The sequence below is a fragment of the Flavobacterium ustbae genome (assembly GCF_003946915.1).
In the GTDB taxonomy this organism is placed as follows: Bacteria; Bacteroidota; Bacteroidia; order Flavobacteriales; family Flavobacteriaceae; genus Flavobacterium; species Flavobacterium ustbae.
This window is the reverse complement of the sequence record NZ_RPOC01000002.1, coordinates 173677-189300: the sequence shown is the minus strand read 5'-3', so window position 1 is coordinate 189300 and position 15624 is coordinate 173677. Positions and strand designations below refer to the sequence as shown.

12 protein-coding genes are annotated in these 15624 nt (G+C 33.3%); 2 read left to right on the top strand and 10 right to left on the bottom strand.

Annotated features, from left to right (window positions below; translation table 11 throughout):
* Nucleotides 1–42: 42 nt before the first annotated feature.
* From EG814_RS04720 to ychF, 8 genes are all read right to left on the bottom strand, one after another.
* On the bottom strand, nucleotides 43–1233 hold the full coding sequence (locus EG814_RS04720) for an RsiV family protein (protein ID WP_125719442.1): 1191 nt from the start codon (nucleotides 1231–1233) through the stop codon (nucleotides 43–45).
* 39 nt (nucleotides 1234–1272) lie between these two features.
* Nucleotides 1273–3141, bottom strand: coding sequence for a DNA topoisomerase IV subunit B (locus EG814_RS04715; protein ID WP_125719441.1), 1869 nt, complete (start codon nucleotides 3139–3141; stop codon nucleotides 1273–1275).
* A 161-nt stretch (nucleotides 3142–3302) separates the two neighbouring features.
* A complete protein-coding gene (gene pncB, locus EG814_RS04710; protein ID WP_125719440.1) occupies nucleotides 3303–4478 on the bottom strand; it encodes a nicotinate phosphoribosyltransferase in 1176 nt (391 codons plus the stop codon).
* Between the two features lie 72 nt (nucleotides 4479–4550).
* Nucleotides 4551–5531, bottom strand: coding sequence for a transglutaminase domain-containing protein (locus EG814_RS04705; protein ID WP_125719439.1), 981 nt, complete (start codon nucleotides 5529–5531; stop codon nucleotides 4551–4553).
* On the bottom strand, nucleotides 5532–6056 hold the full coding sequence (locus EG814_RS04700; RefSeq protein ID WP_125719437.1) for an NADPH-dependent FMN reductase: 525 nt from the start codon (nucleotides 6054–6056) through the stop codon (nucleotides 5532–5534).
* On the bottom strand, nucleotides 6053–7012 hold the full coding sequence (locus EG814_RS04695) for a YihY/virulence factor BrkB family protein (protein WP_125719436.1): 960 nt from the start codon (nucleotides 7010–7012) through the stop codon (nucleotides 6053–6055). The genes EG814_RS04700 and EG814_RS04695 overlap by 4 nt, the downstream gene beginning before the upstream one ends.
* Nucleotides 7013–7520: 508 nt before the next feature.
* Nucleotides 7521–8198, bottom strand: coding sequence for a TIGR02117 family protein (locus tag EG814_RS04690; protein WP_125719434.1), 678 nt, complete (start codon nucleotides 8196–8198; stop codon nucleotides 7521–7523).
* 338 nt (nucleotides 8199–8536) lie between these two features.
* Nucleotides 8537–9631 carry a redox-regulated ATPase YchF gene (gene ychF / locus EG814_RS04685; protein ID WP_125719432.1) on the bottom strand — a complete coding sequence of 365 codons (1095 nt, stop codon included), beginning with the start codon at nucleotides 9629–9631 and terminating at the stop codon, nucleotides 8537–8539.
* 293 nt (nucleotides 9632–9924) lie between these two features.
* Between ychF and EG814_RS04680 the strand changes: the two genes are divergently transcribed.
* The gene (locus EG814_RS04680) at nucleotides 9925–12591 is read left to right on the top strand and encodes a TonB-dependent receptor (protein WP_125719429.1); all 2667 of its coding nucleotides are present in this window, start codon (nucleotides 9925–9927) and stop codon (nucleotides 12589–12591) included.
* Between the two features lie 121 nt (nucleotides 12592–12712).
* Here the strand turns inward: EG814_RS04680 and EG814_RS04675 are convergent, their stop codons facing one another.
* Nucleotides 12713–13873, bottom strand: a complete 1161-nt coding sequence (locus EG814_RS04675) for a hypothetical protein (RefSeq protein WP_125719427.1) — start codon at nucleotides 13871–13873, stop codon at nucleotides 12713–12715.
* A 171-nt stretch (nucleotides 13874–14044) separates the two neighbouring features.
* Entirely contained in the window at nucleotides 14045–14395 is a 351-nt protein-coding gene (locus tag EG814_RS04670; RefSeq protein ID WP_125719425.1) for a 4Fe-4S dicluster domain-containing protein, read from the bottom strand.
* A 138-nt stretch (nucleotides 14396–14533) separates the two neighbouring features.
* On the opposite strand from EG814_RS04670, the gene EG814_RS04665 reads away from it, so the two are divergent.
* Complete coding sequence (locus EG814_RS04665) at nucleotides 14534–15601, top strand: acyl-CoA reductase (RefSeq protein WP_125719423.1); 1068 nt, start codon at nucleotides 14534–14536, stop codon at nucleotides 15599–15601.
* The last annotated feature ends 23 nt before the right edge of the window (nucleotides 15602–15624 follow it).

Sequence of the window (15624 nt, the reverse complement as noted above, 5' to 3'; positions counted from 1 at the left end):
GTGTTTTTTCTGAAAAATCAAATTTTCGAATTAGTATTATCTCTAATTCGAATAATACTTATTCAGAATAGTATTTTTTAAAATATAAGGTTCTAATTCTTCATAACTGAAAAAAAAGTCTGGCTCACCACCTGCAAAACCAAGCAATTCATAAGGAGCATATGAAAAAGTAATTCCTGTTGGCAAAATATAAAAATTATTTGCAAGAGATATTATACCTAAAGGTGCTGTATCTCCACATTCAGTTCTTACTCTATTATCATAAAACTCAATAAAATCTTCATCTTTCGTTTTTAAAATTTGAGTTATTTCAATTTTTTTCCCAGTACTTATTTCATAATTATCATATGATGTATGATACATGCCGTGTGCTCCACCCATATAACTATAAAAGTAACTAGAAAACACGTAGATATCTGAATCTATAAAAATGGGAGAACTTGTAAATAAACTTTCTGACATATAATTATCCTCTTCTTTTTGAGCTTTTTTAATATCAAAATTATGTTTCCATCCTCTATGGTCTTTTATACTTAGTGAATCACTAAATAAATATTTCAAATTAGAACTTAAAACGTCAAAGCTTTTATCATTTGATATCATTTCTCCAATGAAAATATAATCTCTTGATGGCGTATAATCTCTTGCCGTACCTTTTTTATAAGCTTCCCTTGTATCAAATAATGTATAATCTATTTTATCAAAGCATTTATACGATGGAAATTTTTTACTAGGAAAAATTTTGTAGCTCTTTTTATTGTAAAAGCATTCTATAAACATTTTCTCTGTTCCTAAATTGTATAATTTAAGATTGCAAATAGTTTTTTCACTTTCATTTGCATCATAATATACTTTTCCAGTGTAGAAATTATCTTTTTTATCTTTTATAATTCCAAAACCGAAAACTTGCTTCTCCCCATCAATATAAAGTCTGCCAGATTTCCAATAGCCTCCATATTCTTCGGTCAATTTATTAGAAATATGAATTTGTATTTTTTTGTCTGCTTCAAGTATTCCTTCAAAAGAATAAAGAAAAGGAGCTTCAATTTTTAATGTATCTCCTGCAATTACTATTGTATTTTCTTCAATCTTATAAATTAAACTGTCGTTTTCTTCTTCAATTTCAACTTCACTAACTGGTTTTGCAACAATAAGTTCTTTCTTATCTTCTTTTTTATTAGACTGACAAGAAACAAGTAATAAAATCAATAAAGCAAAAACAGATTTTTTCATGAATGAAATTAAATTACTAATCAATTATCTTTTTAAATTCTAAGACTCTTCAAGCTCATCAATCTCCACTTTCAGATTTTTGATAATAAAATCTTGTCTGTCTGGTGTATTTTTACCCATATAGAAAGATAATAACTGCTCAATCGAAGTATGTTTATCCATCATAATTGGATCTAGGCGAATCGTATCTCCAATAAAGTTTTTAAACTCGTCTGGCGAAATCTCTCCCAAACCTTTAAATCGCGTAATTTCCGGTTTTGGTTTTAATTTTTCGATTGCATCTTTTCTTTCTTCTTCAGAATAACAGTAAATCGTTTCTTTTTTGTTACGAACCCTGAAAAGCGGCGTTTGTAAAATATACAAATGTCCTTCTTTTATTAATTCAGGGAAAAATTGCAAAAAGAAAGTGATTAAAAGTAAACGAATGTGCATTCCGTCGACATCGGCATCGGTTGCGATTACGATATTATTGTAACGCAGTTTTTCTAGTCCGTCTTCGATATCAAGTGCTGCCTGAAGTAAGTTGAATTCTTCATTTTCATACACAATTTTTTTACTCATTCCGTATGAATTCAGAGGCTTTCCACGTAAACTGAAAACCGCTTGTGTATTAACGTCACGCGACTTGGTGATCGATCCGGAAGCCGAATCTCCCTCGGTAATAAAAAGCGTACTTTCTAAGTTTCTCGGATTTTTGGTATCTGGAAGATGCGCGCGGCAATCTCTTAGTTTCTTATTGTGCAGATTGGCTTTTTTAGCACGATCTGTTGCCAGTTTTCTAATTCCTGATAATTCTTTTCTTTCGCGTTCTGCCTGAAGAATTTTACGAAGTAAAGCTTCAGCAGTAGGCGGATTTTTATGCAAATAATTATCAAGTTTGGTTTTGATAAAATCGTTTACAAAAGTACGTACAGAAACTGGAGGCGTTCCGTCATCAGACCCCATATCAGTAGAACCTAATTTAGTTTTGGTCTGAGACTCAAAAACCGGTTCCATTACTTTAATACTAATCGCACTTACGATCGATTTACGAACGTCTGATGCTTCGAAGTTTTTATTATAAAACTCACGAATGGTTTTTACAACCGCTTCACGATACGCCGCTAAGTGCGTTCCTCCCTGCGTTGTATTCTGACCGTTTACGAAAGAGTGATATTCTTCGCTATATTGTGTTTTACTGTGTGTTAAGGCAACCTCAATATCATGATCTTTCAGGTGAATGATCGGATATTCTAAATCTTCTTCATTGATTGTTTCTTCCAATAAATCACGAAGACCATTTTCTGAATAGTATTTTTCGCCGTTAAAAATAATCGTCAAGCCATTGTTCAAATAACAATAGTTTTTGACCATTCTTACGACATATTCTAAACGGAATTTATAGTTTTTAAAGATTGATTCGTCTGGCGTAAAAGTAACTTTGGTTCCTTTACGTTTTGTAGTATCAATAACATCTTCTTCCTGAACTAGATTTCCAGCAGAGAATTCAGCTGCTTTTTGTTTGTCGTCACGAACTGATTCTACACGAAAAAAATTCGACAAAGCATTTACCGCTTTTGTTCCGACTCCGTTCAAACCTACAGATTTCTGGAAAGCTTTAGAATCGTACTTTCCTCCCGTATTCATTTTCGAAACTACATCGACTACTTTTCCTAACGGAATTCCACGTCCGTAATCACGAACCGAAACCGTTTTATCCTTAATGGTTATTTCAATTGTTTTTCCGGCACCCATAACGAATTCATCGATACAGTTGTCCATAACCTCTTTCAAAAGAATATAAATACCATCATCCGGTGATGATCCGTCCCCTAATTTCCCGATGTACATACCCGGACGCATACGAATATGTTCCTTCCAATCGAGTGAACGAATATTATCTTCGTTGTATTGATTTTGCTCTAGCATAAATGAATTTAGGATTTTTGGCTAATGTACCATTTATCGGTAAAAAATAAAAGCGTATTTCTTTTTTGTTATGAATAATAACAGTTTAAAATCTATTTAAATCGATTTTAAAATAAAACAGGCGCTGCAATCACGAAAAATTGCTTTTTCAGCAAAAAAAACTATTTGATTCCTAGTACTTCTTTTGCCAGCGCAATCATTTCGGGTGTTCCCGTATTTTTGTTTTTTTCGTCAGACAACTTCACAACTCCCTGCCAATGTATATTATCGGGTTTTGTATCGGTTAATTTGATCACCATATTCATTGCAGGAAGTCCAACGTCATTAGTAAAATTTGTTCCAATTCCGAATGACATTTTGATTTTATCGTGGCAGAAATCTACAATCGTTTTTACTTTTTCGTAATTGAGAGAATCCGAAAATACAATGGCTTTCGATTTTGGGTCAATTCCCATTTTGGTATAGTGCGAGATTACTTTTTGAGCAAATTCTATTGGATCTCCGCTATCGTGTCGAACACCATCAAAAAGTTTGGAATATTTTTTATTAAATTGATTGAAAAATATTTCTGTCGTGTAAGTATCCGTTAAGGCAATTCCGAGATCACCGCCGTAAACTTGCGTCCAATGTTCCAAACTTATAGAATTGGCCATTTTAAAACCATATTGTGACGCATGGAACATAAACCATTCGTGAGCATGAGTTCCCAAAGGTCTTCGGTTATTGACCATTGCAAAATGTACATTGCTGGTACCTATAAAACTTTCTCCTCCATTAATTCTCAGCGTTTCATTTACTAAATCGTGAACTTCATAAGAATGGCGTCTTCTTGTACCAAATTCTAAAACCGAAACTCCTAATTTGTTGTAATTATCGATTTTCTCTTTGGTAAGATTTTTTATGGCTTCATCATTTAGCCGAATTAAGTGATTGGCTTTATAGAATAATTCTGAAATTAAAGCCATTAAAGGCACTTCCCATAGAATAGTTCTGTACCAAAAGCCTTCAACAGTAACTTTAATTTCTGAGCCTTCCTGACTGATATGCACCTCTGAAGGATCGTATCGATAACCTTGCAGAAAATCCAAATAAGTTGGATCTAGATAAGGGCAATAATGTGCGAGGTAATTTTTTTCTTCTTTAGTTAATTGAAGATCTGCCAATGCATCGACTGAACGACGAAGCAAATCTGCAAAACCTGCAGGAAAGATATGTTTGCCACGATTTATAAATCCGTAACGAACTTTTGCCTTTGGAAAAAGCTTAATTACAGCATGCTGCATCGTAAATTTATAGAAATCATTATCTAAAATTGATTTCAAAAAAGTAGTTTCCATAGCATTCAAATTCTTTCATTTCCTGCTAAGGTACGGCAATTTTGCAAAAGAGAAAAATGTAGCTTTTTTAATTTATTTGGAAACAATTTTAAAAGAAACAATACTGTCTGTGTCTATAAAAATAGTAACATAGTCTCCAATATTGTTATCAATCAGAATCTGAAATTCTAAACCTCCGCGCTTCTCTTTCGGATTCAAAACTTTAATGGGCTGATTTTTTTTATTTAAGTAAAAAACCTGATTTGATTTGGAAACATTTTTTATTTCGACAGTAATTTTATCGCCGTTTTTAGCTTCAATTATTCCTGAATCTGGAGTTTTAATTTTATAATCGTTTTCGATTGTTTTATTATAAATTAAAGGGCCGTTTAAGAAATCATTTTTACTGATTCTTTCTCCCATAAATGTTCCAGAATCTGGATAATGTTTTGCAAAGAAATATTCCGGATCGGTATCAAAATAAACAGGATTAAAATCGTTTACCATTCTTCCTTTAGAACTGTCATAATAACCTTGTCCCCAAGTAACGTCAATCAAAATCCATTTTCTTCCAATTAAAACTGTATTCCACGCATGATTGGATGAAGTAGTTTTTCTTCCAATATCTCTCACGCTGGTTTTAGAATCGCCACGAATTATTTCGCATTTCAACCCTACCTGTTCAGCTAAATCTTTATATAAAGCTGTAAACCCTTCGCAAACTGCTTTTTGCGATTTAAAAGCTTTCTGAATAAGATTATCATTCAGTTGTTTTATTTTTCGCTGTTTTTCAGCTTCAGAAGAATAACTGAATCCCTGCACTCTTGGCGGATTCAAATAAGCATTATAATCGTATTTTATATTGAAAGCAATCCAGCTATAAATAGCTCGTGCACGTTCTGCATCAGAATCAAAATCCTTTTCAATTCTTCCTGCTAATTTTTCGGTGCTATTAAAGCTTTTTGGATATTTTGCAACTATTTTATCAACTTCATTAATCTTTTGAGAAAAAACAAAATTGAAAGAAATAATATGTAGTAATAAGAGTAAAAATGAAATCTTTTTTTGTGGCATTTAAAAATTTGATTTGATAATATTGTTCAGTTCAGTATCTAACTCAACGTTAGAAATCTTATTTTGTTCCAAATCAAAATTCGCGCCAAATGTTGGTAATGAGAAAGTTCCTTTAATATCTGCCCCGTAACGCGGAAAAAGATTCTGTGCGATTCCTAGTACCGACAATCCCCCTCTTCCTCCTGGCGAAGTAGCCAAAAGCAACATTGGTTTGTGTTGAAAAACATCTTTTTCTATGCGAGAACTCCAGTCGAAAATATTTTTGAAAGCAACAGAATAATTTCCATTATTTTCTGCCATTGAAACCACTAGAATATCAGCTTCTTTCAATTTGCCTAAAAAAGCTTTCGCTATTTCATGCTGGCCAATTTCTTTTTCAAGGTCAACGCTAAATACCGGCATGGCAAAATCGTTTAAATCTAAAACTTCTACGTCTGCGTTTTCAAATAAACCAGCTGCGTAAGTCGCTAAACGTTTATTGATTGACTGTGTACTGTTACTTCCTCCAAAGGCTATTATTTTCATGGTTTCTCGTTTGTTAATCTTTGTTGTGTTGATTCTTGTGTTACATCTTCGATCTCGTAAACTTCTTTTGCAATCTCTACCGAGTATTCATTTGGATAAATTTTTCCTCCATACGATTTTGCATAGACTTTCGTAAATTCTGCTCCAAAGTACAGAATAATTGCGGAATAATAAACCCAAACTAAAATAATGATTACAGATCCTGCAGCACCATAAACTGAAGCTACAGTAGAATTACCTAAATATAAACCAATTGCAAATTTACCAATCATAAAGAGAATTGCCGTAACTGCAGAACCAATAATAGCATCTTTCCATCTAATTTTTCCGTCTGGCAATGTTCTGAAAATGATAGTAAATAGAAGGGTAATACTAGATAGCACAATTATAATATTGATCACATAAAATAAATAGACTGTACTTTCTGGAAAGTATAATTTTAATCTGGCGCTCATTAAATCTAAAATTGTATTAACAAACAAGCTGACAATCATTAAGAAACCTACAGAAGCAATCATCGAAAATGACATTAATCTGTTTTGAATGAATTTCTTAACACCTTTGTCTGGCTTCGCACGCAAACCCCAGATAAAATTGATTGAACTTTGAATTTCTGCAAAGACCCCTGAGGCTCCAATCAGCAACATCACCACTCCAAATACCGTAGCAAAAACATTACTTCCTGATAGCTCCACATTTTTAATAGCTTCCTGAATCTGCGTAGCTGCACCATTACCCACTAAACCGTTTATTTGCCCATACAATTGCCCTGTAACAGCATCTTCGCCAAAGAAAAAGCCGCAAATGGTAATGATAATAATTAATAAAGGAGGTAATGCAAAAATGGTATAATAAGATAACGCAGCACTTAATTTGATTGCATTATCGTCATTAAATTCTAGAAAGGTATTCTTTAAAAGAAACCAGGTTTTTGATAGAATATTTTTGGTTTTCATTTGCTGAATTTTTGATGTTTACTCAAATTTAAGCAATAATCAAAGATGAGCAATTCTTGATTTTTGAAGGAATTTTATATTTTTTCCATGTTGTTCCATTTTCACATATTAAAAAAATGTGTAGTCCCTACGGGACATATTAGGTTTGGGTTACCTCTACCAACATTTGACTCCTAACGGAGTTATACACTAAAAGAATTTCTAAATATCTTAATATCTCGTAGAGATTAAATATTGGCAAATAAAACTCTACCAATATTTAACTCTTAACGGAGTTATACATTAAAAGAATTTCTAAATATCTTAATATCTCGTAGAGATTAAATATTGGCAAATAAAACTCTACAAATATTTAACTCTTAACGGAGTTATACATTAAAAGAATTTCTAAATATCTTAATATCTCGTAGAGATTAAATATTGGTAGATAAAACAATTACAACAATACATTTGTCCCGTAGGGACTACATATTCTCTACAAAACGAATTATCTTAGGTTCTAAAAAATCTATTTATAATGGCAAAAAATCCCTTTATCATAAACTGTCCACAAACTTGCTTTTTGATTCGCGGCCTTTAAAGCGTTGTTTGCCCAAGTATTGCAGGTATAAAAAAGACTGTAACTTCCTTTGGCTTCATAAAAAGCATCTTTTCTTCCGTAGCTGTGACCTTCAATCCATTGCGGATTGACAGGATCTCTAAAACTATCTGAAATGTAGGCTACCAGTTTCTGATAATTTTCTTTTGAAATCAAAATGCGTTTGCAGTCATCTCCTTCTCGCAATTGCTTAAAAAATGTCGCATGAACTGCTGAAGAACTGATTCCGAATGCTGCTTTGAAAGCTGTACTCGCTTTTAGGTCTGACCATTCTGGTGTTTCTAAATAAAATCCTTTGTCGCCCCAGCCAAAGCCAATATAATTCATTAACGAATCTTTTGATTGTGTCTGGCTAAATTGAATTTCGTTTCTCCAATCTTTGCTTTCGTTTTTAATTGGAACCACAATATCGGTATGTACTCCGTTCGAAAGAATATAAATCGGAATCGCATTTTGTTCTTCTACTTTTTCAATATCAGAGTTAACCGTGATTTTTGAAATGATTAAAACTGACGAAATATAAAGAGCAAGAAAAGCAAAGATTCCGAACAGTGTCCAGCCTAAAATTTTGAAAGATTTTTTTAGCATTTTAATAAATTGGTTTTAGATTATTATTTTGGTAATTTTTCTATAACCAATTTTTGAGCCAAAAATTCTGTATGCCTTAAATTGGACGCGGATTTTACGGGTTCGCTTTCGCGAAAGCGCAGATTTAAACCGATTTTTTTATTTTTTTAAGCCAAATGAGAATCGACAATCTTTGCGTAGACGCACTGCAGTGCGTCTCTACAGAAATTCTTTGTGAATAAAATCCTTAGTGTATCTTTGCGAAAACTCTTTGCGAATCTCTGCGGTAAAAAACAAAAAACCACTGAATTTCTCCAGCGGTTCCTTCTATTTTCTATATTCTATTTTCTAAAGAAAAATTAAACGTTAAAACGGAAATGCATTACATCACCATCTTTCACCACGTATTCTTTCCCTTCTACTCTGAATTTTCCAGCTTCTTTTGCTTTTGCCTCAGAACCGTACTGAACGTAATCGTCATAAGAAATTACTTCTGCACGGATAAATCCTTTTTCGAAATCTGTGTGGATAACTCCAGCAGCTTGTGGTGCAGTAGCTCCAATGTTGATTGTCCAAGCACGAACTTCTTTTACACCAGCTGTAAAATAAGTCTGCTGTTTTAAAAGTTTGTAAGCCGCACGGATTAAAACTGATGCTCCCGGCTCTTCTAATCCCATATCTTCTAAGAAAACCTGACGTTCTTCGTAGCTTTCTAACTCTGTAATATCTGCCTCTGCTCCTACTGAAAGTACAATAACTTCAGCATCTTCGTCTTTTACCAATTCACGAACCTGATCTACATATTTGTTTCCGTTTACAGCAGAACTTTCGTCAACATTACAAACGTATAAAACAGGTTTTGCAGTAATCAATTGGAAAGCTTCCATCAAAACTTCTTCATCATTATTTTGAGGAACAATTGTTCTAGCAGATTTTGCTTGCAATAATGCTTCTCTAATTCTGTTTAATAAAGCTTCTTCTGTCTGCGCTTCTTTATTTCCTGTTTTTGCAGCACGTTTTACTTTTTCTAAACGTTTGTCGATTGTTTCTAAATCTTTTAACTGCAATTCGATATCGATAGTTTCTTTATCACGAATTGGGTTTACGTTTCCGTCAACGTGTACGATATTGTCATTATCAAAACAACGTAAAACGTGAATGATAGCATTACACTCTCTAATGTTTCCTAAAAACTGGTTTCCAAGACCTTCACCTTTACTTGCACCTTTTACCAAACCTGCAATATCTACAATATCTACAGTTGCCATTTGAACGCGCTCTGGTTTTACCAATTCTTCCAATTTGTTGATTCTTGGATCTGGAACGTTTACAACACCAATATTAGGTTCGATTGTACAAAACGGAAAGTTGGCACTTTGCGCTTTCGCATTAGATAAACAATTAAATAATGTTGATTTTCCAACATTTGGTAATCCTACAATTCCTGCTTTCATCTGTTTGTTTCTATATTATTTATTCGATCTCATTATTCGACCGAGACATTAAACATTGTTGCTTAATGCATTATGTTTTACGTTGCTTTTCTTGATTTCTGCCAAAATGATACTTTTCGGCATTAAAATTTTGCAAATATAAGATTTAATAGCTCTTGCACGAAGTAAAAATGTTCAATAATATAATTTTAAGCCGTTTCTTAAAAATTTTTAAACATTTTATTAAGTTTTTGTTAAAAAATATTACTTTTATAACACTAATCAACAAAAAACAAACCAAAAAACCAATTACCATGAAAAAGATTGCATTATTAATATTTCTGCTGCATTCAGCATTTCTCTTTGCTCAAAAAGAAGTCTCGGGCCACGTAAAAGACAAAACCGGCAATCCTTTGCCTGGAGTTAATGTTACCGAAAAAGGAACTTCTAACGGAGTATCAACTGACTTTGAAGGTGGTTTTAGAATAAAAGTAAAAGAAGGCGCTACATTAATTTTTAGTTATGTCGGGTTTGCAACAGTTGAAAAACTAGCTTCTGGCAATACAGTAGATGCTGTTTTAAGCGAAAACGACGGTCAGGTTTTAAATGATGTTGTAGTGGTAGGTTCCAGAAACACCAAAAGAACAGTTGTTAATTCGGCAGTTCCAATCGATGTTATTAATGTAAAGGATGTTACAACCCAAAGCGGAAAAATAGAGATTAACCAACTCTTGCAATATGTAGCCCCTTCCTTTAATGCTAACAAACAATCGGGTTCTGATGGAGCCGATCACGTAGATCCTGCTTCTTTGAGAGGTATGGGACCAGATCAGACTTTGGTTTTGATTAACGGAAAAAGAAGACATCAATCTTCATTAATCAATTTGTTTGGAACACGCGGACGCGGAAACACGGGAACCGATTTAAATGCCATTCCAGCGGCTTCTATTAAAAGAATTGAAATCTTAAGAGATGGAGCTTCTGCACAATATGGTTCTGACGCTATTTCTGGTGTAATTAATATTGTGACCAATGATGCTGTTGATGAACTAACAGGATCTATTACCTACGGAGTATTTAATACCAATGCAAAAGGCGATTTTTTACCTGGAACTCCAAATACAAAAGGTTATAGATTGGATAAAAATGGGAACGGAAATTCGTACGGGAAGGATCAGGATTTTGATGGAGGTTCGGTAAGAGTCGCGGCAAATTATGGTACCGGAATTGGATCTAAAGGCGGATACGTAAATGTAACCGGAGAATTTCTAAACAAAAACAAAACATTAAGACCTGCATACGATTTTAGAAAAGGTTTTGGTGATGCTGAAATGACAGGTGTAAATTTATTTGCCAACCTTGCTATTCCAATTTCAGATAAAACGGAATTTTATGCCTTTGGAGGAAGCAATTTCAGAGATACAGATGCTTATGCTTTTACCAGAAATGATGGCGAAAGAGTGGTAGAATCGGTTTATCCTGGAGGTTATACGCCAAGAATTACTTCAAAAATAAATGATAATTCAATCGCTGCGGGAATTCGAACAGAATCTGCTGGAGGATGGAAATTTGATTTGAGTAATACTTTCGGAAAAAATAAATTTCAGTACGATATTAAAGGAACAATAAATGCTTCTCTTGAAGAAAAATCTCCTCTAGAATTTGATGCTGGAGGTCATAGCCTACTTCAAAACACTACCAATTTTGACGTTTCTAAAAATTACGGAGAAGTTTTAGGCGGTTTGAATATTGCTTTCGGTGCAGAATTTAGAATGGAACAATTTAAAATTTTCGCAGGAGAAGAAGGTTCATACACTACTTATGATACAAACGGACAGCCCATTACTGATCCAACAACTCAAAGCGCTCCTACGATTCCAAATCCAGATTATGATCCTACAGATCCAGATTCTTCTCCAACTATTCCAAGACCGGGAAGTTCACAAGGTTTCCCTGGTTACAGCCCTGCCAATGAAGTGAATAAAGACCGTACCAACTTCTCTCTTTATACCGATGCCGAATTGGATATTACAGAAGCATTAATGGTAAGCGGTGCAGTACGTTTTGAAAATTACAGCGATTTTGGAAGCACTTTAAACGGAAAATTAGCTTCTCGTCTTAAAATCACAGATAATATTAATTTAAGAGGTTCTGTTAGTACAGGTTTCCGTGCGCCATCGTTAGCACAGATTTACTATAATTTACGTTTTACCAATTTTAACGCGAGCGGAGCAACAGAGGTTTTACTGGCTCCAAATGACAGTCCGGTTACGAGAGCTTTCGGAATTCAGAAATTAAATGAAGAAAAAGCGGTAAATGCTTCGCTTGGTTTCACGGCTTCGTTTGGCGATTTTACTGCTACAATTGACGGTTATTATATTCAGGTAAAAGATCGTATCGTTCTTACAGGATATTTTGATGCTTCGTCTTTAAATCTTGGTGTTTCAGAAGCTCAGTTTTTTGTTAATGGTGTAGATACAAGTACTCATGGTTTAGATTTGGTTTTTTCTTGGAAAAAGAAATTTGGCGAATCGCTATTTGGAGCAACTTTGGTTGGAAATATCAATGACATGAAAATTGACAAAGTGCAAAATGGTACTTTAGACGAAGCCACTTTCTTTGGAAAACGCGAAAGAGCATTCTTATTAGCTTCTGCGCCAGACAATAAATTTGCTTTGAATCTAACGTACAACATAAAGAAATTTGATGCAGGATTGGCTTTTACTAGATTTAGCAAAGTAGTTCTAGTAGATTATGCAGACGAAGATGATGTTTACAACCCAAGAGTTGTTACGGATTTAACACTTGGCTATCAGTTTACTAAAAATTTAAAACTAACAATTGGAAGTAATAACTTGTTTAATGTATATCCAACAAAACAAGATGAACAAGGAAACACCGAAGCTGGAGGTTATTGGGATGCTGTACAAATGGGTTTCAGCGGAGCGTATTATTATGCAAGGCTTGGATTTAATTTCTAAGGCTTACCCTATCCCGAAACTTCGGAACGGAACGCTCAGCTTGACAAAAAGAATTCGTCTAATTCAACAAACAAAAAATCCTGAACTTCACAATTCAGGATTTTTCTTTTCTATTTATTAATTACAATTTAAACTCTAAAGATGCGATGATGGCTTTTTCTTCATCGGTTGCGGTAAATCCTGAAATATCCCAATAATTGGTCAGGATTTTATTCTTTTTATTGAAAAGCGATTTTTCTTTAAAAACATCACTTTCATTATAAGTGAAATTTTGTTTATTGAAACCAGTTGTAACAAAACTGTTTCGAACCTGAATATTTTTTGACTTTTCTTTTTGGATAATGCTATAGCCAATTTCTTCATTAGAACTCAAAACGTAATAATCGGTTCCGTCAAAGCGGTAATTTACTTTCACAAAAGATTTGGTCATATTCTTCTCGCCTTCTTTTGTTTTTTCTTCAATTTTATCAAGACTTAAAGGAGTTACCGAAATCGTAAATTCCATAATAAGTTTCTTTACCGGATCATAAATTATCTGAAAATTGTCAATTGCCGCTTTAGCTTTATCTAACGGACTCACAGACATAACATAATAGTCCTTATTTGTAGAATGTCCTTTTATGGTAAAATCATATTCTTTTCTTGTTTTAGAATCTAATAACGGATCAAAATATTTAAAATTCGAATAATTCTCCATTATATTATTCAAATTATAACCTCTTAGATCTGCACTTACATCGGCCTCCAAAAGTCCGTAAGATCTATTTTGTTCCACTAGCAAAGTGGTTGCATTATTATTTTTATCAAACTGAAAATTTACCAATCCGTCATTATAATACGAGTATTGATTGTCTAGCATAAAAAACTCTCTCACATATACTTTTTGTCTGTGCGAAATGCTAATTTTTTTTATCGAATTATTAACTAGCTTCTGCAGTATTTTTTCTGGAGCTTCTTTAGACAAAATCACCTCGTCTAGTTTATTATTTTTACTTTTCAGATAAATAACAAACTTTTGATCTCCGTTTAAAGAAGTCCAGCGCACGGTCATATCTTCATAATTCGTTTCAGAAACCTGCACATTAGAACCACCTGTTAGCATAAAAGTAACCTTACCTTCTTCATTGCTTAACAAAATTTGTTTCGTTTTCATTATCACCACTGTTGCATTTTCTATAGGAAGTTGCGTTTCTATATCTTTTACAATAATAGAATACTCTTCACTTTGTGCAAAAACACACATGTTAAATAATAAGACAAACAAGAGTAGCAATTTCTTCATAGGCACTGTTAAATTTTCAACTAAAGTATTGTTTTTTTAACAATAAAGCAATACTTATAAAAAATAAAACATTAGTTATCAACAAACTAACTTTTAAAATTACCTGATATCAGGGGTAAAAAAAATCCTGAGTTAAAACTCAGGATTGTATATTTTTAAGTACACGAGCAATTACTCGCCATGTAAAAATGACTGTCTTTCTAATAAAGTTTCTTCATCTTCAACGTGATCGTCATCTGGCACACAACAGTCAACAGGACAAACAGCAGCACATTGCGGCTCATCGTGAAAACCTTTACATTCTGTACATTTTCCTGGTACTATATAATAGATTTCGTCAGAAATTGGAGTTTGCGCATCATCAGCGTCAACTTCAGTTCCGTCAGGTAATACGATCTTTCCAGAAAGACTTGTTCCGTCTTTATATCTCCAATCATCTGCTCCTTCATATATTGCTGTATTTGGGCACTCTGGTTCGCAAGCCCCACAATTGATACATTCGTCAGTTATAATAATTGCCATCTTTTTTCTTCGTTTTGTTAAAAGTTATATAGGTTTTGTAGATTAAAGATTGAAAGATTCAAAACTACTTTGCCTTATAACGTAATATAGCTTATTTTTGTGCAAAATTACAATCAAAACAATTCATAAACAAACATTATGACATTAGAAACAAAAAAAAGTGTTTTTGTTGAATTAGGAAAATTTTTAAGTCAGTTTTCTGAAGGTGCCTCTACACCAAAATCTGACGTTCTATATAATGATATTTTTTTTGATGATTTCGAAAATCTGATTCGTTTATCTCAATCTCATAACGGATGGTATACGCCCGAACAGGTTTATTTTTCGATACAATCTTGGGCAGAAGCTTTAACGGCTGAAAATATAGACAAATGGCTTTCAGCTTACTCATTCGATCAAGCTGGCAAGGAAGAAAAAACGGTTGCTTTAATTCTAGCTGGAAATATTCCATTAGTTGGATTTCATGATTTTTTATCTGTTTTAATAACAGGCAATAAAGCTTTAATTAAAACTTCATCAAACGACCAGCATTTGTTACCGTTTTTGGCTAAATATTTAATTGCTGTCGATGAAAATTTAAAAGATAGTATCACTTTCGTGGAAGGAAAACTGGAAAACTTTGATGCCGTAATTGCGACCGGAAGCAACAATACGGCGCGCTATTTTGAATATTATTTTAAAGATAAACCATCTATTATTCGAAAAAACAGAAATTCGGCTGCGATTTTGACTGGAAAAGAAACCAACGAAGAATTGGAAGCTTTAGGTGAAGATATTTTTAGATATTTTGGTTTAGGATGCCGAAATGTTTCTAAACTTTTTGTTCCGAAAGAGTATTCTTTTGAAGCTTTTTTTCAAGCGATGTTTAAATATCAGGATGTTATTCATTACGAAAAATACGCTAATAATTACGATTATAATAAAGCCGTTTTTTTAATGAGCAATTTCAAATTATTAGACAACGGATTTTTGACTTTAAAAGAAGATCCAAGCTACGCCTCGCCTATTTCGAGTGTTTTTTATGAATATTATGACAGTCTTGAAGAACTTCAAAAACGCCTTCAGAACGACGCAGATCAAATTCAATGTATTGTTAGCGATAATTTAACGCGAAATAGTATTGCATTTGGAGAAACGCAAAAACCTCAATTGTGGGATTACGCAGATAATGTCGATACTATAACGTTTTTGTTAACAACAAAGTAATAAATTGTTTAATTATTTCGAAT